This is a genomic window from Sphaerotilus sulfidivorans, from assembly GCF_013426975.1.
GTDB classification, from domain to species: domain Bacteria; phylum Pseudomonadota; class Gammaproteobacteria; order Burkholderiales; family Burkholderiaceae_C; genus Sphaerotilus; species Sphaerotilus sulfidivorans.
The window spans coordinates 42,779-69,412 of sequence record NZ_JACCPY010000021.1; the positions used below are offsets into that span (position 1 = coordinate 42,779).

Sequence of the window (26,634 nt, forward strand, 5' to 3'; positions counted from 1 at the left end):
ACCAGACGACACACCAGGGAGAGACCGTGTCAACGCTGCACCGCGAAATCCACTTCGAGACCGAGATCTGCCAGCACCTGGGCGCGCACGGCTGGCTGCACGAGGACGGCGCCGCGCGCGACTTCGACACCGCGCGCGGGCTCTACCTGCCCGATCTGCTGGTGTGGGTGCAGGACAGCCAGCCCGAGGCCTGGCAGCGCCTGACCCAAAGCCACGGCGCGGCCGCCGGGCGCGTGCTGGCCGAGCGGGTGCGCAAGCTGCTGGACGAGCGCGGCACGCTGGAGGTGCTGCGCCGCGGCGTGGAGATGCTGGGCCTGCGCGAGCCGCTGGCGCTGGCGCAGTTCCGGCCCGCGCTGGCGCTGAACCCGACCACCCAGGCGCGGCTGGCCGCCAACCGGCTGCGGGTGCTGCGCCAGGTGCACCACTCGCCCAACCAGCCGCGCGATGCGCTCGACCTGGTGCTGTGCCTCAACGGCGTGCCGGTGGCCACCGCCGAACTCAAGAGCGACTTCACCCAGAGCGTGCACGACGCGGTCGACCAGTACCGCTTCGACCGCCATCCCCACCCCAAGGGCGGCGTGCCCGAGCCGGTGCTGGGTTTCCCCGGCGGCGCGCTGGTGCACTTCGCTGTCAGCCAGAGCGAGGTGATGATGTGCACCCGGCTGGCCGGCCCGGCCACCCGCTTCCTGCCCTTCAACCGCGGCTGCGAGGGCGGCGCCGGCAATCCGCCCAACCCCGAGGGCTTCGCCACCGCCTACCTGTGGGAAGAGGTCTGGGCGCGCGAGAGCTGGCTCGACCTGCTGCACCGCTACCTCACGCCGAAACGCGACCGCAGGCAGCAGCTGCAGACCTGGATCTTCCCGCGCTACCACCAGCTCGACGCCACCCGCCGGCTGGTGGACGACGTGCGCCAGAGCGTCAACCGCGGCGAGGATGCCGGCGGCCTGCGCTACCTGATCCAGCACTCGGCCGGCTCGGGCAAGACCAACTCGATCGCCTGGGCCGCGCATTTCCTGGCCGATCTGCACGACGACCAGCACCGCAAGGTCTTCGACAGCGTGCTGGTGGTGAGCGACCGCAATGTGCTGGACGCGCAGCTGCAGGAGGCGCTGTTCGAGTTCCAGCGCACCACCGGCGTGGTGGCCACCATCACCAGCGAGTCCGGCAGCAAGAGCGGCCAGCTCTCGCAGGCGCTGGAAGAGGGCAAGAAGATCATCGTCTGCACGCTGCAGACCTTCCCGTTCGCGCTGGCGGCGGTGCAGGCGCTGGCCGCCACCGAGGGCAAGCGCTTCGCCGTCATCGCCGACGAGGCGCACAGCTCGCAGACCGGCGAGGCGGCCGCCCGGCTCAAGCAGCTGCTGTCGGCCGAGGACTGGGCCAGCCTGTCCGGCAGTCTTCAGGACGGCGGCGAGATCGACACCGAGGCGCTGCTGGCCGCGCAGATGGCCGCCAAGGCCAGCCCGAAAGGCCTGACCTCCATCGCCTTCACCGCCACCCCGAAGGCCAAGACGCTGGAGCTGTTCGGCCGCCGCGACCCGGCCGACGGGCCCGACGGCCTGCCGCAGCCCTTCCACGTCTACCCGATGCGCCAGGCCATCGAGGAGGGCTTCATCCTCGACGTGCTGAAGAACTACACCAGCTACCAGCTCGCCTTCCGGCTGGCGCACGAGGGCCGCATGCTCGACGAGCAGCAGGTCGAGCGCAGCACCGCGATGAAGGGCCTGATGCAGTGGGTGCGGCTGCACCCGTACAACATCGCGCAGAAGGTGCAGATCGTCGTCGAGCACTACCGCGAGAACGTGCAGCCGCTGTTGGCCGGGCGCGCCAAGGCGATGGTGGTGGTGGCCAGCCGCCGGGAGGCCGTGCGCTGGCAGAAGGCGATGCGCGCCTACATCGCCCGCCAGGGCTACATGCTGGGCGTGCTGACCGCCTTCTCCGGCGAGGTGGACGACCTGGAGAGCTACCCGGCACCGGTCAGCGAGGCCAGCGCCGACGTCAATCCGGCGCTCCAGGGCCGCGATCTGCGCGAGACCTTCGCGCGGGAGGATCAGCACCTGCTGGTGGTGGCCAACAAGTTCCAGACCGGCTTCGACCAGCCGCTGCTGTGCGGCATGTATGTCGACAAGCGGCTCGGCGGCATCCAGGCGGTGCAGACGCTCAGCCGCCTGAACCGCGCCCACCCGGGCAAGGACACCACCTACATCCTCGACTTCGTCAACGACCCGGCCGAGGTGCTGGCGGCCTTCCAGACCTACTACCAGACCGCGACGCTGGACACGCCGACCGACCCGCATCAGGTCTTCGACCTGCGCGCCAAGCTCGACGCCGCCGGCCACTACACCGAGGCCGAGGTCGAGCGCGTGGCGCGCGTCGATCTGGATCCGGCCGGCACGCAGAAGCAGCTCGATGCCGCCATCGCGCCGGTGGCCGACCGGCTGCTGCGCCGCTACAAGGCCGCGCAAGGCCCCGAGGCCCAGGACACGCGCGATGCGCTGCTGCTGTTCAAGGGCGATCTCGGCGCCTATGTGCGGCTGTACGCCTTCCTCAGCCAGATCTTCGACTACGGCCAGACGGCGCTGGAGAAGCGCTTTCTCTTCTTCCGCCGGCTGCTGCCGCTGCTGGACTTCGGCCGCGAGCGCGACACCGTCGACCTGAGCCAGGTGGTGCTGACCCACCACACGCTGAAGAACCGCGGGGCGCAGCCGCTGGCGCTGACGGCCGGCGGCAGCTATCCGCTCGCCGGCCTGGACGGCACCGGCACCGGCCAGGTGCAGGAAAAGCAGAAGGACTATCTGGCCGAGATCATCGAGAAGGTCAACGGCCTGTTCGAGGGCGAGCTGTCCGACACCGACCAGCTCGTCTACGTCAACGGCGTGCTGCGCGGCAAGCTGCTGGAGAACGCGCTGCTGGTGCAGCAGGCCGCCAGCAACAGCAAGGAGCAGTTCGCCAGCTCGCCCGACCTGCGCTCGGCGCTGCTCGACGCCATCATGGACGCGCTCGACGCGCACCAGACGATGAGCACGCAGGCCCTGGGCTCGGAGCGGCTGCAGGACGGCCTGCGCGACGTGCTGCTCGGGCCGGGGCAGCTCTGGGAGGCGCTGCGCGAGCGCGCGGGGGCGGAGCGTGGGTCCTCGCCTTCGCGAGGATGACGGGCCTCACCGCACTGGCACCCCCGGCAGCACGCACAGCATCTCGTACAGCAGGTTCGCGCCCAGCAGCGCGGTGTTGCCGCTCGGGTCGTAGGGTGGAGAGACCTCGACCAGATCGGCGCCCACCAGGTTCAGCCCGCGGCAGCCGCGGATGATCTCCAGCGCCTGCGGCACGCTCAATCCGCCGATCTCGGGCGTGCCGGTGCCGCCGGCAAAAGAAGGGTCGATGCCGTCGATGTCGAAGCTGAGATAGCAGGGCGCGTCGCCGATGACCGCGCGCACCTTGTCCATGATGGGTGCCAGCGACTGCCACCAGACCTCGTGCGCCGGGATGATCGTGAAGCCCTGGCGGCGCGGCCAGTCGAAGTCGTCGGCGGCGTAGCCGGAGCCGCGCAGGCCGATCTGCCAGACCTTGTTCGTCTGCAGCAGGCCTTCCTCCACCGCGCGGCGGAAGGGTGTGCCGTGCGCGATGCGCTCGCCGAACATCTCGTCGTTGACGTCGGCATGCGCATCGACATGAATGAGGGCGACCGGCCCGTGGCGCTCGGCCACCGCGCGCAGGATGGGCAGCGCGATGGTGTGGTCGCCGCCCAGCGTCAGCGGCACGCAGCCGTGGCCGAGCACCTCGCGGTAGAAGTCGGTGATGATGCCGACCGACTTCTCCAGCGAGTAGGTGTTGATCGGCACGTCGCCCAGGTCGGCGACCTGCAGCGCGTCGAAGGGTGCCGCGCCGGTGGCCATGTTGTAAGGCCGGATCAGGCTGGATTCGGCGCGGATCTGGCGCGGGCCGAAGCGCGCACCGGCGCGGTTGGAGGCCCCGATGTCCAGCGGCACGCCGATGAAGGCGGCGTCCAGGCCCGCGGCATGGGTGGCCACCGGCAGGCGCATCATCGAGGCCAGCCCGCCGAAGCGCGGCATCTCGTTGCCGCCGAGCGGCTGGTTCAGCGGGCGGCTCATGCGCGGCGCCCCCGGATCCACTCGAGCGCCAGCATCAGGCCGGTGGTGAAGATCGTCAGCAGCGTGGCCACCGCGGCGATGGTCGGGCTGATGTTCTCGCGGATGCCGGTGAACATCTGGCGCGGCAGCGTGACCTGCTCCGGGCCGGCGACGAAGAGCGTGACCACCACCTCGTCGAAGGAGGTCGCGAAGGCGAACAGCGCGCCCGAGATCACGCCCGGCGCGATCACCGGCAGCGTGATGCGGAAGAAGGTCTCGACCGGGCCGGCGCCCAGACTCAGCGAGGCGCGCACCAGGTTGTGGTTGAAGCCCTGCAGCGTCGCCAGCACGGTGGTCAGCACGAAGGGCGCACCCAGCGCGGCATGCACCACGATCAGGCCGAGGTAGCTGTCGGCGAAGCCCAGCCTGGCGAAGAACAGGTAGCAGGCCACGCCCACCACCACGATCGGCACCACCATTGGCGCGATCAGGATGCTCATCAGGAGGCCCTTGCCGGGAAAGTCGGTGCGCGACAGGCCCACGGCCGCCAGCGTGCCCAGCACGGTGGCGATCAGCGTGGCCGCCGGCGCGACGATGAAGCTGTTGCGCGCGGCGCGGCCCCATTCCGGCGCGTTGAACAGGTTCTCGTACCACTGCAGCGACCAGCCCGGCATCGGATACGCCAGGAAGGAGCTTGACGAGAAGGACAGCGGCACGATCACCAGGATCGGCAGCAGCATGAACACCAGCATCCCGATGCAGAACAGGCGCATCAGCCACCAGCCGAGCTTGTCGGCCAGCGTGGCGTAGGCCGGGAACTGCGGGTTCATCGCGGACAGGATCGCGTTCATCGGTCGTCTTCCTTCTTCTTTCGTGCTGGCGGCGATCAGCCCAGGCTCAGCTCGGACTTCACCACGCGGCGGTAGACGCCGTAGAGGATCAGCGTGGCGGCGAGCAGCACCGCGCCCAGCGCGCAGGCCATGCCCCAGTTGACCTCGACGTTGGTGTACTGGGCGATGTAGTACGACAGCATCTGGTCGTCGGCGCCGCCCAGCAGCGCCGGCGTCACGTAGTAGCCGATGCTCAGGATGAAGACCAGCAGCGCGCCGGCCCCGACGCCCGACCAGGTCTGCGGCACATAGACGCGGAAGAAGGCCGCCAGCGGCGAGCTGCCCAGGCTGATGGCCGCGCGCAGATAGGTCGGCGGCACCGACTTCATCACGCTGTACAGCGGCAGGATCATGAAGGGCAGCAGGATGTGCACCATCGCGATGACCACGCCGGTGCGGTTGAACAGCAGCGCGAGGGGCTCCTCGATCAGGCCCATGCCGACCAGCGCCGAGTTGACCAGGCCCTCGCGCTGCAGCAGCACGATCCAGGCCGCGACCCGCACCAGGATCGAGGTCCAGAACGGCACCAGCACCAGGATCATCAGCAGGTTGGCGCGGCGCGCGTCGAGCGTCGACAGCCAGTAGGCCAGCGGGTAGGCCAGCAGCAGGCACAGCACCGTGACCACCGCCGAGATGTTGAAGGTGCGCAGCAGGATCTTGCCGAAGACCGCCTGCTCGGCCGGCATGGCCTCGACATGGCCTTCGGCATCGCGGCGCAGGTCGACCGCGGCGAGCAGGTAGTCGGGCGTCCAGCGGCTGGCGTTCTTGGCGATCGCCTGCCAGTAGAGCGGCTCGCCCCAGCGCGCGTCGATCTCGAGCAGGCGATCGCGCGTCTGCTCGGGGCTCAGGCCCTCGCCGAGCGGCAGCGCCCGGTAGGTGCCCATCACCAGCGAGCGCGCGCCGGGCACCTCGGAGTTGAGCCGGCGCGCCAGCGTGCCGGCCTGCGCGGTCTCCGGCAGTGCGCCCAGGTCGCGCACCAGGGCCGCATAGGCAGCCGCGGGCGGCGTGCCGTGACGGTCCCAGCCCGACAGCGCCTCGCCGGTATGCACCAGCACGTCGGCCACCTCCGGGTTCTCGACCGCACGCTTGAGCAGCGCGCCGATCGGCACCAGGAAGGTCAGCAGCAGGAAGACCAGCAGCGGCAGCGTCAGGCTGGCGGCCGTCAGCTTGCGGCGGCGCTCGGCGCGCTGGAGCGCACGGGCGAGATCCTGGCCGCGCGGGGCGGCGGCTTCCTGTTCGTCGAGGGCGAGGCTGTGCATGGCGTCAGTCGGGCGGGGGCGGAGGGGCGTTCGGCTCGATCGCGCGGCTTACTGGGCGGCCCAGGCGGCGAAGCGCTTCTCCAGCGCCTCGCCCTGGTCGGCCCAGAAGGTGATGTCGAACTTCAGCGCGTCCTTCGAGTTGGCCGGCGAGGTCGGCAGCAGCGCCAGGGTCTTGGCATCCAGGCTGCCCAGGGCCTTGTTGTTGGTCGGGCCGTAGGAGATCAGCTTGGCGTATTCGGCCTGGGCGGCCGGCTGCGAGGCCGAGGCGATGAACTTCATCGCCAGGTCCTTGTTCGGCGTGCCCTTCGGGATGACCCAGTAGTCCAGGTCATAGATGCCGCCGGTCCAGCTGATCTGCAGGTTCTTGCCCTCGCGCTGCGCGGCGTCGATGCGGCCGTTGTAGGCGGTGGTCATGACCACGTCGCCGGCGACCAGGAACTGCGGCGGCTGCGCGCCGGCTTCCCACCACTGGATCGAGGGCTTCAGCTCGGTCATCTTCTTGAACGCGCGATCGGCGCCGGCCGGCGTGGCCAGCACCTTGTAGACGTCCTTCGACGGCACGCCGTCGGCCATCAGCGCGAACTCGAGGTTGTAGCGCGCGCCCTTGCGCATGCCGCGCTTGCCGGCGAACTTCTTGGTGTCCCAGAAGTCGGCCCAGGTCTTGGGGCCGTCCTTCAGCTTGTCGCCGTTGTAGGCCATGACGGTCGACCAGATGAAGATGCCGACGCCGCATTCCTGCACCGCCGCCGGCTGGAAGTCGGCCTTGTTGCCGACCTTGGCCCAGTCGATCTTCTCGAACAGGCCTTCGTCGCAGCCGCGTGCCGCATCCGGGCTCTCGACCTCGACGACGTCCCAGGTCACCTTCTTCGTCTCGACCATGGCCTTGATCTTGGCCTGCTCGCCGTTGTATTCGACGCCGACGATCTTGGTGCCGGTGGCCTTCTCGAAGGGCTCGACATAGGCCTTCTTCTGCGCGTTGCCGTTGGCACCGCCGAAGTTGACGACGGTCAGCTGGCTCTGCGCGAGCGCCGAGCCGGCCAGCAGCGAGGCCGCGGCGGCCACGACCAGGGAAACGGTAGCGTTCTTCATGACGAGGGTTCCTCAGTGAGAGCGGAAGGGGCGGGGGAAAATCAGGGGAATGGGGAATCGGGGCGGCGTCAGGCGTAGACGCGCAGGAACTGCGGCGCGATGCGCAGCCACACCGGCTGGCCGGCCTGCGGCGCCTGGTCGCCCAGCGGCACCTTGACGGTGGCCTGGGCCTGGCCGGCCACCGCGCAGCGCAGGCGCAGGTGGTCGCCGAAGTAGATGACGTCGTTGATCGCGGCCTGGATGATGTTGCTGTCGTTGGCCGCCGGCGCGGTCAGCATCGCCTCGATGCGCTCCGGGCGGACCGAGGCGGTCACGCGGCTGCCGGGCTGGACCTGGTTGACGTTGACGCCGGCCAGGCGCTCGCCGGTGGGCAGCACCAGCTCGCAGCGGCCGTGGTGGTCGTCGGCGCCGAGCGTGCCCTCCAGCACCGTGCTGTCGCCGACGAAGCCGGCCACAAAGCGGTTCGACGGGGTCTCGTAGAGGCGGTCGACGATGTCGATCTGCTGGATCAGGCCGTCGTTGAAGACGGCGACGCGGTCGCTCATCGTCAGCGCCTCGCCCTGGTCATGGGTGACGTAGACGAAGGTCACGCCGAGCTGGCGGTGCAGCTCCTTCAGCTCGATCTGCATGTGCTCGCGCAGCTGCTTGTCGAGCGCGCCCAGCGGCTCGTCCATCAGCACCAGCTGCGGCTCGAACACCAGCGCGCGCGCCAGCGCCACGCGCTGCTGCTGGCCGCCGGAGAGCTGCGAGGGAAAGCGGTCGCCCTTGCCGCCGAGCTGGACCATGTCGAGCGCACGCGCCACGCGCTTGTCGATGTCGGCCTTCGGCACCTTGCGCACCGTCAGCGGATAGGCCACGTTGGCCGCCACCGTCATGTGCGGGAACAGCGCGTAGTTCTGGAACACCATGCCGAAGTTGCGCTTGTGCGGCGGCGTCTTCGTGATCGGCCGGCCGTCGAGCAGGATCTCGCCGGCGGTCGGCGACTCGAAGCCGGCCAGCATCATCAGCGTGGTCGTCTTGCCCGAACCCGACGGGCCCAGCAGCGACAGGAACTCGCCGCGGCGGATGTCCAGATCGAGATTGCGCACCACCAGACTCAGGCCGTCATAGGTCTTCTGGACGCCTTTGAATTGAACCAGGGCAGGGTTGCTCATCGTCTTCGGGTGCTCGGGTGTGGATCGGGGAAAGGCTCGACGCGGGGCGCGGCGGACAAGGGGTCCGTGCTGCAGGACGCCCGGACTGTAGGAGGGGGCTTGTCGCGACAACATGCACAGACAGGGCCCGGTTCCGACGCACTGTGCAGGCGGTACTGCCTGTACAGACTTGCCCTCTGTTCAAGAGCGGTGCGGCATGTCTGGCACTGGTGCGGTGCATGCCCCGAAAAGAGGCGATCACACGGCGAAACCCCATCGCAATCGTTCACGATGCGGCGGAAACGCACGAAATCCGCACCGATGCGCGCCATCAGGCCCAGGCGAGGGGCAGAAAAATTTTTCCGTCTCCCACGCCATGTTGCAGAAAGTTGACAGCGTGCCGAGGTGTCGCCACTGCTGTTCCGGTCTGGAACAGGTTCGGGCTCCCACCCCTTTTGATCTTTTTAAATACTAACAGCTAAGCGGTTTGCAAACCATCAAGAAACAACCCGTGCAATTCACTCAGGCAAGGCTGAATCACTCCAGAGCCTTCCGGCTTCGCCGGGCGTCTTGACCAAAAAAGCGCTTTTTGCCGGTCTTGTGGCCGGAGGGCCGGAGGGAGAGGTGGACGGCGAGAGGATGGATGGGTGGATGGACCGGGCGGGATCGGGCGGGATCGGTCGTGGGTGCCCGCCTTCGCGGGCATGACGGAGCCGAGCCGCATGACGGAGTCGACTCTGCCGTCATCCTCGCGAAGGCGAGGACCCACGCGATCCCCCGCGGTGCGGTCAGGCCGTCGCGTCGAAGCAGTCCGACAGCACCGCCAGGCCTTCGTCGAGCACAGCGTCGGAGGCGGTCAGCGGCACCAGGATGCGGATGACGTTGGCGTGCACGCCGCACGACAGCAGGATCAGGCCGCGGCGCAGGGCTTCCGCGACGATGCGGCGGGTGCGGTCGGCGTCCGGGCGGGCCAGGTCGCCGTCGGTGAACAGCTCGATGGCGATCATCGCGCCGGGGCCGCGGATGTCGCCGATCGCGCTGTGGCGCTCGGCGATCTGCTTCAGGCCGGCCTTCAGGCGCTCGCCCACCGCCTGGCTGCGCGCGAGCAGGCTTTCCTTCTCGAAGGTCTCGATCACCGCCAGCGCCGCGGCGCAGGCCAGCGGGTTGCCGGAGTAGGTGCCGCCCAGGCCGCCCGGTGCCGGCGCGTCCATCACCTCGGCGCGGCCGATGATCGCCGACAGCGGGAAACCGCCGCCCAGCGACTTGGCCATCGTGATGATGTCCGGCGCCACGCCCGCCTGCTCGAACCAGCTCTCGCAGGCCAGCCAGCGGCCGGTGCGGCCGGCGCCGGTCTGCACCTCGTCGGCGATCAGCAGGATGCCGTGGCGGTCGCACAGCTCGCGCAGCGCCTTGACGAAGTCGATCGGGGCTTCATAGAAGCCGCCTTCGCCCTGCACCGGTTCCAGGATGATCGCGGCCACGCGCGAGGGCTCGACGTCGTACTTGAACAGCGCCTCGATCGAGGCCATTGCGTCGGCGGTGCTCACGCCGTGCAGCGCACACGGGAACTTGGCGTGATAGACCTCGGCCGGGAAGGGACCGAAGCCGACCTTGTACGGCACGACCTTGCCGGTCAGCGCCATGCCCATCATCGTGCGGCCGTGGAAGCCGCCGCCGAAGGCGATGACCGCCGAACGCTTCGTGTAGGCCCGCGCGACCTTGACCGCGTTCTCGACCGCCTCGGCGCCGGTGGTCATGAAGAAGCTCTTCTTCGCGAAGGCGCCCGGCGCCATCGTGTTCAGGCGCTCGGCCAGCTCGACATAGGGCTCGTAGGCCAGCACCTGGAAGCAGGTGTGCGTGACGCGGTCGAGCTGGGCCTTGACCGCCTCGACCAGCGCCGGGTGGCGGTGGCCGGTGTTCAGCACCGCGATGCCGCCGGCGAAGTCGATCAGGCGACGGCCCTCGACATCCCAGACCTCGGCGTTCTCGGCCCGGTCGACGAAGACTTCGTGGGCCTGGCCCAGCCCGGCGGGCAGGGCGGCGCGGCGGCGGGCCATCAGGGCGGCGTTGGTCAGGTTCGGTTCGCGTTGCATCGGGAGGTCCTGGTCGGGGGGGAGGGCAAGTCGGGGTGGCGAGGGTGAGCCGTGGCAGGCTTCGACTAGGCGTCGACTCTAGGGGCCTGTTCCGCGACGGACCATGTACAGCCAGCGTGATCGGCTTGCGCACTGTGCAGGTTCCTGCACCGGTACAGCCTCGGCGATCATGCTGCAGCGCGGCGCTAGACTTGTCGCCAGCCATGTTCACCCTTCAGCCCCAGTCCTCCATCCCGCTGGTCACCCAGATCGTCGACGGCCTGCGCCGCCTGATCGACGACGGGTCCCTGCGTGCCGGCACCAAGGTGCCCTCGATCCGCCAGTTCGCCCATGCGCACGAGGTCAGCGTCTTCACCGTCGTCGAGGCCTACGACCGCCTGGTCGCGCTCGGCTATCTGGTCTCGCGGCCGCATTCCGGCTTCTTCGTGCGCAAGCGCGCGGCGGTCGAGAACCGCGAGTCCGGACCGCCCGGCGTGCCCGGCGGCGGCTACAGCTTCGACTCGGCCTGGTACCTGCGCAAGATCTTCGAGAACCGCCACCTGTCGATGAAGGCCGGCTGCGGCTGGCTGCCCCACGAGTGGCTGTTCGAGGACGGCGTGCGGCGCAGCCTGCGCGCGCTGGCGGCCGACAGCATCGACCTCGGCGGCTATGGCGATCCCAAGGGCTTTCCGCCGCTGCGCGAGTTCATCCGCGACGCGATGGCCGAGCAGGAGATCGCCATCGTGCCCGAGCAGGTGCTGCTGACGCAGGGCTCCAGCCAGGCGCTCGACCTGGCCGCGCGCCGGCTGGTGCGCGCCGGCGACGCGGTGCTGGTCGACGATCCCGGCTACGCCAACCTGCTGTTCTCGCTGCGCTTCGCAGGCGCCAAGCTGGTGGGCGTGCCGCGCACGCCGCACGGCTACGACCTGCCCACGCTCGAGAAGCTCATCATCGAGCACCGTCCCAAGATCTTCTTCACCCAGCCGCGCCTGCAGAGCCCGACCGGCTCGACCGCGCAGCTCGCGCATCTGCACCGGGTGCTGCAGCTGGCCGAGAAGCATGACTTCCTCGTCGTCGAGAACGACATCTATGTCGATCTGGATCCGGAGCCGCGCCCGTCGCTGGCCAGCCTGGACCAGCTCTCGCGGGTGCTCTATGTCGGCAGCTATTCCAAGACCATCTCGCCGAACCTGCGGGTGGGCTATCTGGTGGCGCATCCGGACCTGATCGAGGATCTGGCGCAGCTGAAGATGATCTCGGGACTGACCTCGTCGGAGTTCAGCGAGCGGCTGGTCTACGGCGCGCTCACCGAGGGGCGCTGGCGCAAGCACCTGAAGGCGCTGCGCGACCGCCTGGCCGAGGCGCACCAGCGGGTCGCGGGCCGGCTGGCGCGCCTGGGCTTCGAGATCTTCTCGGAGCCGAAGGCCGGCATGTTCCTGTGGGCACGCCATCCGCAGCTGCCCGACGCCGGCATGCTGTCCAACCAGGCCGCCGGCAGCGACATCATGCTCGGCCCCGGCCACCTGTTCACCGCCGCGATGCAGTCAACCGCCTGGATCCGCTTCAATGTCGCCTTCTGCGGCGAGGAGCGCCTGTTCGACTTCCTGGCCGAGCGCGTCCGCGCCGGCGGGCGCGACTCCGGTGACTCCGGTGACTCCGGTGACTCCGGTGACTCCGGTGACTCCGGTGACTCCGGTGACTCCGGTGACTCCGGTGACTCCGGTGACTCCGGTGACTCCGGTGACTCCGGTGACTCCGGTGACTCCGGCGACCGCCCCGAGGGCGAACTTCTATAATCGAAAACTTTGCTCCGCTCACCCCAGGCCACCCGGCCAGCCGTCGAAAGCCCAAGGATGAAAGCCTCCGAAATCCGTTCCACCTTCCTGAAGTTCTTCGAGTCGAAGGGCCACCAGATCGTCGCCTCCAGCCCGGTCGTGCCGGGCGACGACCCGACGCTGCTGTTCACCAACGCCGGGATGAACCAGTTCAAGGATGTGTTCCTGGGCTTCGACAAGCGCGCCTACAGCCGCGCCACCACCTCGCAGAAGTGCATCCGCGCCGGCGGCAAGCACAACGATCTCGACAACGTGGGCTACACCGCGCGGCACCACACCTTCTTCGAGATGCTGGGCAACTTCTCGTTCGGCGACTACTTCAAGCATGACGCGATCCAGTACGCGTGGGAGCTGCTGACCGAGCACTTCAGGCTGCCCAAGGACAAGCTCTGGGTCACCGTCTACTCCGAGGACGACGAGGCCTACGAGATCTGGAACAAGGTGGTGGGCGTGCCTGCCGAGCGGATCGTGCGCATCGGCGACAACAAGGGCGGCCGCTACATGTCCGACAACTTCTGGATGATGGGCGACACCGGGCCCTGCGGCCCCTGCACCGAGATCTTCTACGACCACGGCCCGGACGTGGCCGGCGGCCCTCCGGGCAGCCCCGATGAAGACGGCGACCGCTACATCGAGATCTGGAACAACGTCTTCATGCAGTTCAACCGCACGGAAGACGGCGTGATGCACCCGCTGCCCAAGCCCTCGGTGGACACCGGCATGGGCCTGGAGCGCATCACCACCGTGCTGCAAGGCAAGCACAGCAACTACGAGATCGACCTATTCCAGAACCTGCTGGCCGCAGCCAAGAACGCGGTCGACTTCGCCGCCGGCGTGACCGACGGCAGCGCCGGCTGCGACGCGGCGAGCCCGAGCCTGAAGGTGATCGCCGACCACATCCGCGCCTGCGCCTTCACCATCGCCGACGGCGTGATCCCGAGCAACGAGGGCCGCGGCTACGTGCTGCGCCGCATCGCCCGCCGCGCGATCCGCCACGGCTACAAGCTCGGCGCGCGCGCGCCGTTCTTCCACACGCTGGTGCATCCGCTGGCGGTCGAGATGGGCGAGGCCTACCCCGAGCTGCGCCAGAACGCCGACCGCATCTTCGCGGTGCTGAAGACCGAGGAAGAGCGCTTCTTCCAGACCATCGCCAACGGCATGGAGATCCTGGAAGGCGCGCTGGCCGGCGACACGAAGCAGGTCGACGGCGAGACCGCGTTCAAGCTGCACGACACCTACGGCTTCCCGGTCGACCTGACTGCGGACGTCTGCCGCGAGCGCGGCGTGACGGTCGACAGCGCCGGCTTCGAGGCGGCGATGAACCGCCAGCGCGAGCAGGCGCGCGCCGCCGGCAAGTTCAAGATGGCCGCGGGCCTCGCCTATGACGGCGTGGCCACCGCCTTCCACGGCTACGAGCACCTGGTCTGCGAGACCTCGAAGGTGGTCGCGGTCTATGTCGACGGCACGCAGGTCGAGTCGGCCGGCGCTGGCGACGATGCGGTGATCGTGCTCGACCACACCCCGTTCTACGCCGAGTCCGGCGGCCAGGTCGGCGACTCGGGCGAGCTGCGCAACGGCACGACCCGCGTGGTCATCGACGACACCATGAAGATCCAGGCTGACGTGTTCGGCCATCAGGGCCGCGTCGTCGAAGGCGCGGTGAAGGTCGGCGACGTCTTCACGGCCAAGGTCGACGGCGAGCGCCGCGCGCGCATCGTGCGCAACCACAGCGCCACCCACCTGATGCACAAGGCGCTGCGCGAGGTGCTCGGCACGCATGTGCAGCAGAAGGGCTCGCTGGTCACGGCCGAGCGCACCCGCTTCGACTTCGCGCACAACGCGCCGGTCACCGATGCGCAGATCCGCCAGATCGAGGCGATCGTCAACGCCGAGATCCTCGGCAACGTCGGCACCGTCGCGCAGCTGATGTCGATCGACGACGCGCAGAAGACCGGCGCGATGATGCTGTTCGGCGAGAAGTACGGCGAGACGGTGCGTGTGCTGAGCATCGGCAGCACCCAGGAACTGTGCGGCGGCACGCATGTCAAGGCGACCGGCGACATCGGCCTGTTCAAGATCGTCGCGGAATCCGGCGTGGCCGCCGGCGTGCGCCGCATCGAGGCGGTGACGGGCGAGGGCGCGCTGGCCTATCTGCAGTCGCTCGAAGCCACCGTCAATGGCGTGGCCGGCGCGCTGAAGGCGGCGCCCACCGAGGTCGAGGCCCGGGTCGGCGGCCTGCAGGAGCAGCTGCGCGCCCTCGAGAAGGAAATCGCCGCGCTCAAGGGCAAGCTGGCCTCCAGCCAGGGAGACGCGCTGCTGGCGCAGGCGGTGGACGTGGGTGGCCTCAAGGTGCTGGCCGCGCGCCTCGAAGGCGCCGACGCGGCGACGCTGCGCACGACGATGGACCAGCTGAAGAACAAGCTCAAGACCGCCGCGATCGTGCTGGCTGCGGTCGATGGCGCCAAGGTGCAGATCGCGGCCGGCGTGACCGCCGACAGCATCGCCCGCGTCAAGGCCGGCGAGCTGGTCAACTTCGTCGCCGGTCAGGTCGGCGGCAAGGGCGGCGGCAAGCCGGACATGGCGATGGCCGGCGGCACCGATCCGTCGAAGCTGACCGAGGCGCTGGCCAGCGTCCAGGGCTGGGTCGCCGCCAAGGTCTGATGCGCCCCTGAAGCACAAGGCCCCGGTCGCTCACGCGGCCGGGGCCTTTTTGCAGGGACTTTCGCGAGAATCCTGGGCTGCGCGCCGAGGATCTCAGCCTGGGATCACTGCGCGCCGAACTTGTAGTCGGTGCGCGCCTTGGTCTTCAGGTCGTCGCGGTACTTGGCCAGCTTCTGCTGCTGGGCACGCTGGGCCAGCTGCGGCTTGACTTCCTCGAAGGACGGGAAGGAGGCCGAGCGGGTGTCTTCCAGCAGGATGACGTGGTAGCCGAACTGGCTCTTCACCGGGGCGTCGGTGAACTGGCCCTTCGTCAGCTTGGTCATCGCCTGCGAGAACTCGGGCACGTAGTTGCCCGGCGAGGCCCAGTCGAGGTCGCCGCCGTTCGGCGCCGAGCCCGGATCCTTCGAGTTGGCCTTGGCCAGCTCGGCGAAGCTTGCGCCGCCCTTGAGCTGGGCGATGATCGCCTTGGCCTCGTCTTCCTTCTCGACCAGGATGTGGCGGGCGCGGTACTCGCTGCCGCTGTTGGCGGACTTGATCTGCTCGTACTCGGCCTTCAGGTCATCGTCGCTGACCGGGCTGGTCTTCTGGTAGTTGTTGAACAGCTCGCGGATCAGCAGGCTCTGGCGCGCGACTTCCATCTGCGCACGGAATTCCGGATCACGCTGCAGGCCGCGGCGTTCGGCTTCCTGCACGAAGATCTCGCGCAGGACGATCTCGTCACGAACCTGCTGCTCCAGCTCCGGCGTGCGTTCCTGGCCACCCTGCTTGGTGATCTGGGTCATGAACGATTCGAAGCGCGCCTTCGGCACGGCCTTGCCGTTGACGATGGCGATGTTCTGGGCCGAGGCCAGGGCCGGCAGCAGCGCCGCGGCGATGGCGACGGCGGAGACAGCGATCGAGAGCTTCTTCATGGAGTGGGTGGGCCTTTGCTTTGTTCAGCGGTCGGGGCGCTCAGGCTGCATCGGCCTCGATGGCCAGGGCATGGATGCCCAGGGGGATCAGCCCGGCGAGGGCATCATACACGAGGCGATGTCGGGCAATCCGGCTCGATCCGGCAAAGCGCGCGCTGCGGATCAGCACCCGGTAATGTCCTCCGGAGGCGGCGCCGGCGTGGCCGGCATGCAGGTGACTTTCGTCGATGACCTGCAGGGATTCGGGCGCCAGCGCATCGCGCAGCGCCTGCTCGATGGCGGAAACGGAGACTCTCGGTGCGTTCATGATTCGTCGCCTTCGGCCGGCTTCATGTGGCGGCTCATGTAGATGCCCTGCGCGACCATGAACACCAGCATCAGGCCCATGCCGCCGAAGGACTTGAAGGTGACCCAGGTGCTGGTGTCGTAGCTGTAGGCGATCCAGAGGTTGAGCACGCCCATCAGGCTGAAGAAGCCGATCCAGGCCAGGTTCAGGTTGCGCCAGACGAAGCCGGGCAGCTCCACCTGCTCGCCCATCATCATCTTCAGCAGGTTGCGGCCCGACAGGATCGGGCTGAGCCAGAAGGCCGCGGCCATCACCCAGTACAGCACGCTGGGCTTCCACTTGATGAAGGTCTCGCTGTGGAAGTAGATGGTGGCGCCGCCCATCACCGTGACCAGCCCGAGGCTGACCCACAGCATGGTGTCGACCTTCTGGCCGCGCAGCTTCAGGTAGAGCACCTGCAGCACGGTGGCCAGGATGACCACCACGGTGGCCAGCAGCACCGGCGCCTCCTTGGCGCCGACCGCGCCGCCCGAGACCATGAAGCCGAACCAGTCGGTGGCCAGCGCGGCGGCCTCGTCCGGGCGCTTCTCGGCCTGGTTGAAGGTCAGGAAGAACAGGACGATCGGCAGGAAGTCGAGAAGGATCTTCATCAGGCGGTTTTCTCAGGACGGGACGGCTGGAGCCGGGGCAGGACGGAGTCTAGCGAAGCTTGCGTGCGGCGCCGCCGCCTGTTCCCGGGATGGGGGCCGCGATCAGGACGAGCACGACACCGCCAGCGTCTGCGCCCAGTCGGGCGGCAGCGCGGCGCAGTCGGCCTGGTCGGGCTGTTCGTCGAAGGGACGCGACAGCACCGCGTGCAGCCGCTGCACCTCGGAGAAGTCGCCGCGCTCGGCGCGCTGGATCGCGATCTCGGCCAGGTGGTTGCGCAGCACGAAGCGCGGGTTGACTGCGTTCATGCGTGCACGCCGCTCGGCGTCGACGCTGCCCTCGGCGCGCATCCGCGCGGCATAGCGCACCGTCCACGCATCGAAGGCGGCGATGTCGACGAAGAGGTCGCGCGCGGGCTCGGGCGTGGCGGGTGCGCTGCCGTCGGCGCGCTGATCGGCCAGCCGGCGCCAGACCAGCGTGTGGTCGGCGCGGTAGCGCGCCATCTCGCGCATCAGGTCGTCGAGCAGCTCGCGGTCGCCGTCCTGGTGGGTCGTCAGGCCGAGCTTGGCGAACATGCGCCGGCCCATCGCCGCCTGCAGCGTGTCCGGATAGGCGCCCAGCGCCTCGCCGAGCCGCTCGGCCGCCTCCTCGGGCACGCTGCCGGCCAGCGGCACCAGCGCCTGCGCCAGCGCGTGCAGATTCCACCAGGCGATCTGCGGCTGCTGCGCGAAGGCGTAGCGGCCCTGGTGGTCGGAGTGGTTGCAGATGTGCTGCGGGTCGAAGCCGTCGAGAAAGCCGAAGGGGCCGTAGTCGATCGTCAGGCCCAGGACCGAGAGGTTGTCGGTGTTCATCACGCCGTGGCAGAAGCCCACCGACTGCCAGGCGGCGATCATCTCGGCGGTGCGCCGGGCGATCTCCGCCAGCATCGCCACCGCGGGGAATTCCGCCTCGCGGCAGGCGGGGTGGTGATGCTCGATGACGAAGTCGAGCAGCTGCTGCAGCGCGCGGTAGTCGCCGGCGCGGGCGTGATGGCAGAAGTGCTCGAAATGGCCGAAGCGCAGGAAGCTCGGCGCGGTGCGCACGACGATCGCGCCGGTCTCGACCCGCTCGCGCTGCACCGGCAGGGGCGAGCCGATCAGCGCCAGCGCGCGGGTGGTCGGGATGCCCAGGCCGTGCATCGCCTCCGAGCACAGGAATTCGCGGATCGACGAGCGCAGCACCGCGCGGCCGTCGCCCCGGCGCGAATAGGGGGTGCGGCCGCTGCCCTTGAGCTGGATCTCGCGCGGGCCGGCGGGCGTGTCGACCTCGCCGAGCAGCAGCGCGCGGCCGTCGCCGAGCTGGCCGGCCCACTGGCCGAACTGGTGGCCGCTGTAGACGGTGGCCACCGGCGCCATGCCTGGCCACGGCGTACCGGCCGAGAAGGCCTCGAGCGCACCCGGCGCCTGCCACCAGTCGGCCGGCCAGCCCAGCTCGGCGGCCGCGGCCTCGCTGGTGGCGATCCAGTGCGGCGCCGGCAGCGCCTCGCCGGCCTGCGGCGTGGCGAACGGGGCCTGCAGTCGGGCATGGCGGTTGATCCAGCGCAGCGCGAGCGGATCGAAGGCGGGGGCATCGGCATTCATGCGCGGCAGTGTAGGCGAGGGGCCTGCGGGGCGGCCGGCCGGGGGAATTCGGCGCGCGGATCGCACTGAGATCGTGCGGAAATCGTTCGGAGATCGACGCCAGGCCGTCACCAAGACGACATTTCACCCGGGAAAACCGCGTCCCGCCCGCCGGGGGAGATTCCTAGACTGGGGCGACCGATCCACCTGATGGCGCCCCCATGACCGACATGAACACGACCCCCGTTGCACTGAGCCTGAGCGCGCACATGATGACCATGCCGCTGACCATCTCCTCGCTGCTGGTCCATGCGGCCCGCCACAGCGGCGACACCGAGATCGTCTCGAAGCGCGTCGAGGGCGACCTCCACCGCTACACCTACCGGGACGCGGAGCTGCGCAGCCGCAAGCTGGCCCAGGCGATCGAGCGGCTGGGCTGCGCGCCGGGCGAGCGGATCGGCACGCTGGCCTGGAACGGCTACCGCCATTTCGAGCTGTACTACGGCAGCTCCGGCTCGCGCCGGGTGCTGCACACCATCAACCCGCGGCTGTTCCCGGAGCAGATCGCCTGGATCATCAACGACGCGCAGGACCGGGTGCTGTGCTTCGACCTGAACTTCCTGCCGCTGGTCGAGAAGCTCGCGCCGCATCTGCCCGGCGTGCGCCATTTCGTGCTGATGACCGACCGCGCCCACATGCCGGCCAGCACGACGATTCCCGCACTGCTGTGCTACGAGGAGCTGGTCGAGGCCGAGAACGGCGACTGGGCCTGGCCGGAGTTCGACGAGAACGAGGCGGCCTGCATCTGCTACACCTCCGGCACCACCGGCCACCCGAAGGGCGCCGTCTACAGCCACCGCTCGACGGTGCTGCACGCCTTGGCCTCGGCGCTGCCGGACGCGATGGCCAGCTCCTCGGCCGATACCATCCTGCCGGTGGTGCCGATGTTCCATGTCAACGCCTGGGGCCTGCCGTACAGCGCGCCGCTGGTCGGCGCCAGGCTGGTCTTTCCGGGGCCGCACCTGGACGGCAAGTCGCTGCATGCGCTGTTCGAGTCCGAGCGCGTCACCTTCAGCGCCGGCGTGCCGACCATCTGGCTGGGCGTCATCAACCACATGAAGCAGAACGGCCTGCGTCTCTCGACCCTGAAGCGCACCGTCATTGGCGGCTCCGCCTGCCCGCCGGCGATGATGCGCACCCTCGAGGACGACTTCGGCGTCGAGGTCATTCACGCCTGGGGCATGACCGAGCTGTCGCCGCTGGGCACGCTGTCCAGGCTCAAGGCCAAGCACCGCGACCTGCCTCCTGAGCAGCAGCACCGGCTGCTGGAGAAGCAGGGCCGGGTGGTCTACGGCATCGACATGGAGATCATCGGCGCCAGCGGCGAGCCCCAGCCCTGGGACGGCCGCAGCACCGGCGACCTGGTGGTGCGCGGCCACTGGGTGGTCAGCGGCTACCTGAACCGCGACGACTCGCCGCTGCAGCAGATCGGCGGCCAGGCCTGGTTCCCGACCGGCGATGTCGCCTCGATCGACGCCGACGGCTTCATGCTGATCACCGACCGCAGCAAGGACGTGATCAAGTCCGGCGGCGAGTGGATCAGCTCGATCGAGCTGGAGAACATCGCGATGGCGCATCCCGACGTGCTGGAGGCTGCCGCGATCGCCTGCCATCACCCGAAGTGGGACGAGCGCCCGCTGCTGGTGGTGGTGCGCAAGCCCGGCCGCGAACTGAGCCGCGAGCAGATGCTGGACTTCTACGAAGGCCGCATCGCGAAGTGGCAGATCCCCGACGACGTGGTCTTCGTCGACGAGATCCCGCACACCGCCACCGGCAAGATGCTCAAGGCCCGGCTGCGCGAGATGTTCCGCGAGCACCGGCTGCCCGGGGTCTGAGACGGGGCTGTCGCGGTCTTGTCCCGGCGGCGACAGCCGCTAATGGACATCCCTGACGCGGCGATGACGACGCGGGGCCACCATCCTTTCCACATCCAGACCGGCCTGTCCGGCGACATGAAAAGGAGACGACGAGATGGTTCGCAGCCCCGCTTCCGCTTCTTCCCATTGTTCCCATGGCTTCCCTTCCTGGTCCTTGACGGTGCGCTCGCTTGCGCTGACCACGCTGCTGGCCGCGGCCAGCTCGGGCGCGATGGCCCAGAAGGGCGAGACGGTGAAGATCGCCTGGATCGATCCGCTGTCGGGCCTGATGGCGCCGGTCGGCCAGAACCAGGTCAACAGCTTCCGCTTCTTTGCCGAGAAGTTCAGCGGCGCGGGCAATGCGGCCGGCGTGAAGTTCGAGGTCGTGCCCTTCGACAACAAGCTCAGCCCGGCCGAGTCGCTGACCGCGCTGAAGGCTGCCATCGACCAGGGCATCCGCTATGTCACCCAGGGCAACGGCTCGGGCGCGGCGGCTGCGCTGATCGACGCGATCAACAAGCACAACGAGCGCAACCCCGGCAAGGAAGTCGTCTACCTCAACCACTCGGCGGTCGACCCCGACCTGACCAACAGCAAGTGCAGCTACTGGCACTTCCGCATGGACGCCGACACCTCGATGAAGATGGAGGCGCTGACCAGCTTCATGAAGGACCAGAAGGACATCCAGAAGGTCTTCCTGCTGAACCAGAACTACGCGCACGGCCACCAGGTCGCCAAGTACGCCAAGGAGATCCTCGGCCGCAAGCGCCCGGATGTGCAGTTCGTCGGCGAGGATCTGCACCCGCTGGCGCAGGTGCGCGACTTCGCGCCCTATGTGGCCAAGATCCGCGCCAGCGGCGCCGACACCGTCATCACCGGCAACTGGGGCTCGGACCTGTCGCTGCTGCTGAAGGCCGCCAACGAGGCCGGCCTGACGGCGAAGTTCTACACCTACTACACCGGCGTGACCGGCACGCCCACCGCGCTGGGCGGGCAGGGCGACGGCCGCGTCTTCCAGGTTTCCTACAACCACTATCACCTGCCCGGCCAGATGGCGGCCTGGCGCGACGAGTTCCAGAAGAAGTTCAGCGCCGACTTCTACACCGGCAGCGTCATCCACATCTACACGCTGCTGGGCGAGGCGATGGCCAAGGCGAAGTCGACCGACCCGGTGAAGGTGGCCGCCGCGCTGGAGGGGCTGAAGACCAGGAGCTTCAACGGCGAGGTCGAGATGCGCCGCACCGACCACCAGCTGCAGCAGACGCTCTACATCACCCGCTGGCAGAAGGCCGACGCGAAGTTCCCGTACTCGCCGGAGAACACCGGCTACACGCTGGCCCCGGTGGCGACCTACGAGCCCTATGTCGCCAGCACGCCGACCTCGTGCCAGATGAAGCGGCCGGGGTGAAGACCGGCGGGGCCCTGCGTGGGTCCCCGCCTGCGCGGGGATGACGGAGCAGGGCGCCGTCACACGAAGGATGCCGTCACCCTCGCGAAGGCGAGGGCCCACGCCGCGCCTGCGCGATGATTCCAGGCACGCAACCCCTTCGCACCGTGGATCCACCGTGGACCAGATCCTCATCAACCTCCTGAACGGACTGAGCTCCGGCCTGCTGCTGTTCATGCTCAGCTCGGGCCTGACGCTGATCTTCAGCATGATGGGCGTGCTGAACTTCGCCCACGCCAGCTTCTACATGCTGGGCGCCTACATCGCCTTCATGATCTCCGGCGCAGTCGACTTCTGGCCGGCGCTGGTGCTCGCGCCGCTGGCGGTGGGCGTGCTGGGCGCGCTGTTCGAGCGCGGCGTGCTGCGCCGGGTGCATCACCACGGCCATGTGCCGGAGCTGCTGATCACCTTCGGACTGTCCTACGTGATCCTGGAGCTGGTGCAGCTGGTGTGGGGCCGCAGCTCGGTGCCGTTCACGCCGCCGCCGGAGCTGCAGGGGCCGGCCTTCACGCTGGTGCAGTCCTCGCGCGACGGGCTGTCGCTGGTCTGGGGCGCGGCACCCGAGGCGATGTGCCGCGCCGCCGAGGGCGTGCAGATCGCCTGCTCGCGCTTTCCGATGACCCGCGCCTTCATGATGCTGGTGGCGCTGCTGATGCTGCTGGCCCTGTGGCTGCTGCTGACGCGCACCCGCATCGGCCTGGTGATCCAGGCCGCGCTGACCCATCCTGAAATGGCCGAGGCGCTCGGCCATGATGTGCCGCGCGTCTTCATGCTGGTCTTCGGCAGCGGCTGCGCGCTGGCCGGCCTGGCCGGGGTGATCGGCGGGGTGACCTTCGTGACCGAGCCGTCGATGGCGGCGGTGGTCGGCTCGATCATCTTCGTGGTGGTGGTGGTCGGCGGCATCGGCTCGCTGGCGGGCGCCTTTGCCGGATCGATCCTGGTCGGGCTGCTGCAGACCCTGCCGCTGACCGTCGACGCCTCGCTGGCGACGCTGCTGAACCGGCTGCTGGACGCCGGCATCGGGCCGGACTCGCCGGGCTGGCCGCTGCTGCGCATCACGCTGGCGCAGGCCGCGCCGATCCTGCCCTATCTGCTGCTGGTGCTGATGCTGATCCTGCGTCCGCGCGGCCTGCTCGGCACCCGGGAGGGCTGAAGGCCATGGCCGCCACTTCGCTGACCTCCGCCCGCCACGAGGCCCCGACGACGACCATGACGACGCCGACGACCGCCACCGCCCCGAGCCGCACCGCACGCCGGCGCAGCTACCGCTTCCAGCCCTGGAATGTCGGGCGCTGGCTGATCTGGGGGGGATTCGCGCTGCTGCTGGTGCTGGCGCCGCTGCTGTGGAGCAGCAGCTTCGCGCTGACGATGCTGTCGCAGATGGGCATCGCGATCATCGTCTGCCTGTCCTACAACCTGCTGCTCGGCCAAGGTGGCATGCTCAGCTTCGGCCATGCGGTCTACAGCGGCCTGGGCGCCTATCTGGCGATCCACACCCTCAACCAGGTCGGCGCCGGCACCCTGGCGCTGCCGGTCAGCCTGGTGCCGCTGGTGGGCGGCCTGGGCGGCGGGCTGTTCGCGCTGCTGCTCGGGCATGTGAGCACCCGCAAGTCGGGCACCACCTTCGCGATGATCACGCTGGGCGTGGGCGAGCTGGTCTGGTCGATGTCGCTGATGCTGCCGGAGTTCTTCGGCGGCGAGGGCGGCATCTCGTCGAACCGCGTCGTCGGTCCGCCGGTGCTGGGCATCACCTTCGGGCCGCAGATCCAGGTCTACTACCTGATCGCGCTCTACTGCTTCGTCTGCACCGCGCTGATGTTCGCCTTCACCCGCACGCCGCTGGGGCGCATGCTCAACGCGGTGCGCGACAACGCCGAGCGGGTCGAGTTCATCGGCTACAGCGCCAGCCGCATCCGCTGGATCGCCTTCACCATCGCCGGCTTCTTCGCCGGCATCGGCGGCGGTCTGGCGGCGCTGAACTTCGAGATCGTCACCGCCGAGGTGGTCAGCGCGCACCGCTCGGGCGCCTATCTGCTGTTCGTCTTCCTGGGCGGCGCGATCTTCTTCTTCGGGCCGATCCTGGGCGCCATCCTGATGGTGATCGCGCTGGTGCTGCTGTCGGAGCTGACGATGGCCTGGCTGCTCTACCTGGGCCTGGTCTTCCTGTTCATGGTGATGTATGCGCCCGGCGGGCTGGCCAGCCTGATCATGATGAACCTGCGGGTGGCGGCCTTCGGGCGGCTGCGCACGCTGTGGTGCGCCTGGCTCGGTCTGGCCGGCACCGCGCTGGCGGCGCTGGCCGGTCTGGGCGCGATGGTGGAAATGGTCTACCACCGCCAGCTCGATGCCGCGCTGGGCGACCGGATGCGCTTCCTGGGCGCCACGCTCGATGTGCGCAGCCCCGACGCCTGGATCGGCGCGCTGCTGCTGCTGCTGACCGGCGCCGGCCTGTTCGAGCTGGCGCGGCGCCAGTTCAGCCGCGAATGGGACGAGACGCAGGAAGCGATCGAGAAGGAAATCAAGCGCCGGGAGAGCCTGTGATGAAGCCCGTGACCATGAACCTGGCCGTCGAGCTTGACGCGGTGCGCAAGTCCTTCGGCCGCACCGAGATCATCCGGGGCGCCAGCCTGCAGGTGCGTGCCGGCGAGCGGGTGGCCATCATCGGCCCCAACGGCGCCGGCAAGTCGACGCTGTTCAACCTGATCAGCGGCCGGCTGACGCCCTCGGCCGGGCAGATCCGCCTGTTCGGCGAGCGCATCGACGGCCGCACGCCGCACGAGATCAACCGGCGCGGCCTGGCGCGCAGCTTCCAGGTCAGCAATCTGTTCCCGAAGCTGAGCGTGTTCGAGAACCTGCGCTGCGCGATGCTCTGGAGCGAGGGCCACCGCTACGCCTTCTGGAAATTCCTCGCCGATCTGGACGAGACCAACGCCCGCGCCGAGGCGCTGCTCGAGCGGCTGCATCTGGACCGCCGCCGCGACGTGCTGGCGATGAACCTGACCTACGCCGAGCAGCGCGCGCTCGAGATCGGCCTGACGATCGCCGGCGGCGCACGCGTGATCCTGCTCGACGAGCCGACCGCCGGCATGAGCCGCAGCGAGACCACCCGCTTCATCGGCCTGATCCGCGAGGTCACCGAAGGCCGCACGCTGCTGACCGTCGAGCACGACATGGGCGTGGTCTTCGGCCTGGCCGACCGCATCGCGGTGCTGGTCTACGGTGAGGTCATCGCCTTCGACACCCCCGAGCGCGTGCGCGCCGACCCGCGCGTGCAGGAGGCCTACCTCGGCTCCGTGCTCGCCCAGGGCCACTGAGCGAGCGGACCGGCCTGACCGCCGTTCCCGCCCATCCGTGATTCCCGCCGCCTCATGCCGTCATTCCCGCGAAGGCGGGAACCCACCCCTTCGCTCATCCTCCCCATGCTGGAAATCGACAACCTCCACGCCTACTACGGCAAGAGCCACGTCCTGCACGGCGTGACGATGCGCATCGCGCCGGGCGAGATCGTCGCGCTGCTCGGGCGCAACGGCTCGGGGCGCTCCACCACCGTCAAGGCCGTCATGGGCCTGGTCGAGGGCAGCGGCTCGGTGCGCTGGGGCGGCCGCGAGCTGCTCGGGCTGAAGGCGCACCAGATCGCGCACCACGGCCTGGGCTACGTGCCCGAGAGCCGCGACATCTTCCCCCGGCTCACCGTGCATCAGAACCTGCTGCTCGGCCAGAAGAAGGCCGGCGGCACACCCGGCGCGCGCTGGCAGCTCGACGACATGTACGCGATGTTCCCGCGGCTGAAGGAGCGCCAGCACACCGAGGCCGGCGTGCTCTCCGGCGGCGAGCAGCAGATGCTGACGCTGTGCCGCACGCTGATGGGCGACCCCGACCTGATCATGATCGACGAGCCCACCGAGGGCCTGGCGCCCAAGATCGTCGAACTGGTGGCCGACTACCTGCGCGAACTGCAGCGCCGCGGCATCGCGGTGCTGCTTGTCGAGCAGAAGCTCACCATCGCGCTGGAAGTCTCGCAGCGCTGCCTGCTGATGGGCCACGGCTGCATCGTCTTCGAGGGCACGCCGGCGGAGCTGCGCGCCAATGCGGGGGTGAGGCGGGAGTGGCTGGAGGTTTAGCTGGTTTCAGGCGGCTCAAAAAAATTAATTGACAAAAACTCGAAGCCTTCTTTCTTTAGCTCCGCCAAAAACTTTTGACCCGTTCCGTTCAAATCTTCAGCGGTCCATAGCTGGAAAATGAGCAGCCAATTTCTGTCGCGACTATTGTTGTCTTGGTGTTTTAGGTTGTAGGCATATTTCTTTATATGCCTCTCCAGAATTGTATTTTCTGCCGCAATAGAATACCTGTGCAGAAGTACATTGGTTATGCAGTCGTCTAATTCAATTATATCAATAAATTCATTTTCTTTTATTTCGTCAAGTGATATTTTGTACTTTAGTGCGTAGTATATTGCGTGCGCAATTGCATCCGGATAGACTTTTCTAATGCCAAGTCTTAAGGCTGAAATAACAAATTTCTTTATTTTTTCATTTATTCCTTCGTGCCAGCACTTTCTGAATACATAAAAATCCAATGTTGGTATTAAATATGGAAATGCAATGGCCAAGTTTATTGCCTCTTGTGTATAAAGTTTTTTTGCTCGAATTGTCAATTCTTTGTTATTAGCCTCATTGCCGGCTCTGTTGCACAAATCCACGAGCAGACGCCCTGACCCCAACCCCGGACGGACTCATGCCACGGCACCCACCGGCACGGTCTGCGGCCGGCCGATCTGACTGAAGCGGTTGAGCACGGCCACGCG

At 68.4% G+C, this 26,634-nt stretch carries 20 protein-coding genes; 9 read left to right on the top strand and 11 right to left on the bottom strand.

The genetic code is table 11. The features are described 5' to 3' along the window. Positions 1-26 precede the first annotated feature (26 nt). Positions 27-3,149 (top strand): type I restriction endonuclease subunit R, encoded by a 3,123-nt coding sequence (locus tag HZU84_RS13075; protein ID WP_149503634.1) that lies wholly within the window; start codon positions 27-29, stop codon positions 3,147-3,149. A 6-nt stretch (positions 3,150-3,155) separates the two neighbouring features. Here HZU84_RS13075 and speB read toward each other — a convergent pair whose 3' ends face one another. From speB to gabT, 6 genes are all read right to left on the bottom strand, one after another. After that, entirely contained in the window at positions 3,156-4,106 is a 951-nt protein-coding gene (gene speB / locus HZU84_RS13080) for an agmatinase (protein ID WP_149503633.1), read from the bottom strand. After that, a complete protein-coding gene (locus HZU84_RS13085) occupies positions 4,103-4,936 on the bottom strand; it encodes an ABC transporter permease (RefSeq protein ID WP_180692952.1) in 834 nt (277 codons plus the stop codon). The genes speB and HZU84_RS13085 overlap by 4 nt, the downstream gene beginning before the upstream one ends. 35 nt (positions 4,937-4,971) lie before the next feature. Then, positions 4,972-6,234 (bottom strand): ABC transporter permease, encoded by a 1,263-nt coding sequence (locus tag HZU84_RS13090; RefSeq protein ID WP_149503632.1) that lies wholly within the window; start codon positions 6,232-6,234, stop codon positions 4,972-4,974. Positions 6,235-6,282: 48 nt separating this feature from the next. Further along, a complete protein-coding gene (locus HZU84_RS13095) occupies positions 6,283-7,323 on the bottom strand; it encodes an ABC transporter substrate-binding protein (RefSeq protein WP_149503631.1) in 1,041 nt (346 codons plus the stop codon). Between the two features lie 68 nt (positions 7,324-7,391). Further along, a complete protein-coding gene (locus tag HZU84_RS13100; protein ID WP_149503630.1) occupies positions 7,392-8,477 on the bottom strand; it encodes an ABC transporter ATP-binding protein in 1,086 nt (361 codons plus the stop codon). Between the two features lie 767 nt (positions 8,478-9,244). Next, on the bottom strand, positions 9,245-10,549 hold the full coding sequence (gene gabT / locus HZU84_RS13105) for a 4-aminobutyrate--2-oxoglutarate transaminase (protein ID WP_149503629.1): 1,305 nt from the start codon (positions 10,547-10,549) through the stop codon (positions 9,245-9,247). 203 nt (positions 10,550-10,752) lie between these two features. Between gabT and HZU84_RS13110 the strand changes: the two genes are divergently transcribed. Beyond that, positions 10,753-12,324, top strand: coding sequence for an aminotransferase-like domain-containing protein (locus HZU84_RS13110; protein WP_149503628.1), 1,572 nt, complete (start codon positions 10,753-10,755; stop codon positions 12,322-12,324). Positions 12,325-12,381: 57 nt separating this feature from the next. Next, a complete protein-coding gene (alaS, locus tag HZU84_RS13115) occupies positions 12,382-15,024 on the top strand; it encodes an alanine--tRNA ligase (RefSeq protein WP_149503627.1) in 2,643 nt (880 codons plus the stop codon). Positions 15,025-15,128: 104 nt separating this feature from the next. Here alaS and HZU84_RS13120 read toward each other — a convergent pair whose 3' ends face one another. The 4 genes from HZU84_RS13120 to HZU84_RS13135 form a co-directional block, all read right to left on the bottom strand. After that, positions 15,129-15,935: a peptidylprolyl isomerase gene (locus HZU84_RS13120; RefSeq protein WP_149503626.1), complete on the bottom strand. Its 807-nt coding sequence runs from the start codon at positions 15,933-15,935 to the stop codon at positions 15,129-15,131. Positions 15,936-15,975: 40 nt separating this feature from the next. Beyond that, complete coding sequence (locus HZU84_RS13125; protein ID WP_037478136.1) at positions 15,976-16,242, bottom strand: BolA family protein; 267 nt, start codon at positions 16,240-16,242, stop codon at positions 15,976-15,978. Further along, positions 16,239-16,871 carry a septation protein A gene (locus HZU84_RS13130; RefSeq protein WP_149503625.1) on the bottom strand — a complete coding sequence of 211 codons (633 nt, stop codon included), beginning with the start codon at positions 16,869-16,871 and terminating at the stop codon, positions 16,239-16,241. Before HZU84_RS13130 ends, HZU84_RS13125 begins: the two co-directional genes overlap by 4 nt. A gap of 102 nt (positions 16,872-16,973) precedes the next feature. Beyond that, a complete protein-coding gene (locus tag HZU84_RS13135; RefSeq protein WP_149503624.1) occupies positions 16,974-18,488 on the bottom strand; it encodes a protein adenylyltransferase SelO in 1,515 nt (504 codons plus the stop codon). A 209-nt stretch (positions 18,489-18,697) separates the two neighbouring features. On the opposite strand from HZU84_RS13135, the gene HZU84_RS13140 reads away from it, so the two are divergent. From HZU84_RS13140 to HZU84_RS13165, 6 genes are all read left to right on the top strand, one after another. Next, entirely contained in the window at positions 18,698-20,362 is a 1,665-nt protein-coding gene (locus HZU84_RS13140; protein ID WP_276528786.1) for a 3-(methylthio)propionyl-CoA ligase, read from the top strand. Positions 20,363-20,615: 253 nt separating this feature from the next. Next, the gene (locus HZU84_RS13145) at positions 20,616-21,791 is read left to right on the top strand and encodes a branched-chain amino acid ABC transporter substrate-binding protein (protein WP_244954518.1); all 1,176 of its coding nucleotides are present in this window, start codon (positions 20,616-20,618) and stop codon (positions 21,789-21,791) included. A gap of 214 nt (positions 21,792-22,005) precedes the next feature. Further along, positions 22,006-22,983: a branched-chain amino acid ABC transporter permease gene (locus HZU84_RS13150; protein WP_244954517.1), complete on the top strand. Its 978-nt coding sequence runs from the start codon at positions 22,006-22,008 to the stop codon at positions 22,981-22,983. Positions 22,984-23,039: 56 nt separating this feature from the next. Further along, the gene (locus HZU84_RS13155; protein ID WP_149505237.1) at positions 23,040-24,371 is read left to right on the top strand and encodes a branched-chain amino acid ABC transporter permease; all 1,332 of its coding nucleotides are present in this window, start codon (positions 23,040-23,042) and stop codon (positions 24,369-24,371) included. Beyond that, entirely contained in the window at positions 24,371-25,144 is a 774-nt protein-coding gene (locus tag HZU84_RS13160) for an ABC transporter ATP-binding protein (RefSeq protein ID WP_244954488.1), read from the top strand. The genes HZU84_RS13155 and HZU84_RS13160 overlap by 1 nt, the downstream gene beginning before the upstream one ends. Before the next feature lie 105 nt (positions 25,145-25,249). Beyond that, on the top strand, positions 25,250-25,951 hold the full coding sequence (locus HZU84_RS13165) for an ABC transporter ATP-binding protein (RefSeq protein WP_076459038.1): 702 nt from the start codon (positions 25,250-25,252) through the stop codon (positions 25,949-25,951). Here HZU84_RS13165 and HZU84_RS13170 read toward each other — a convergent pair. Beyond that, positions 25,948-26,529, bottom strand: a complete 582-nt coding sequence (locus HZU84_RS13170; protein ID WP_149503621.1) for a hypothetical protein — start codon at positions 26,527-26,529, stop codon at positions 25,948-25,950. The two genes, HZU84_RS13165 and HZU84_RS13170, sit on opposite strands and share 4 nt — an antisense overlap. Positions 26,530-26,634 lie beyond the last annotated feature (105 nt).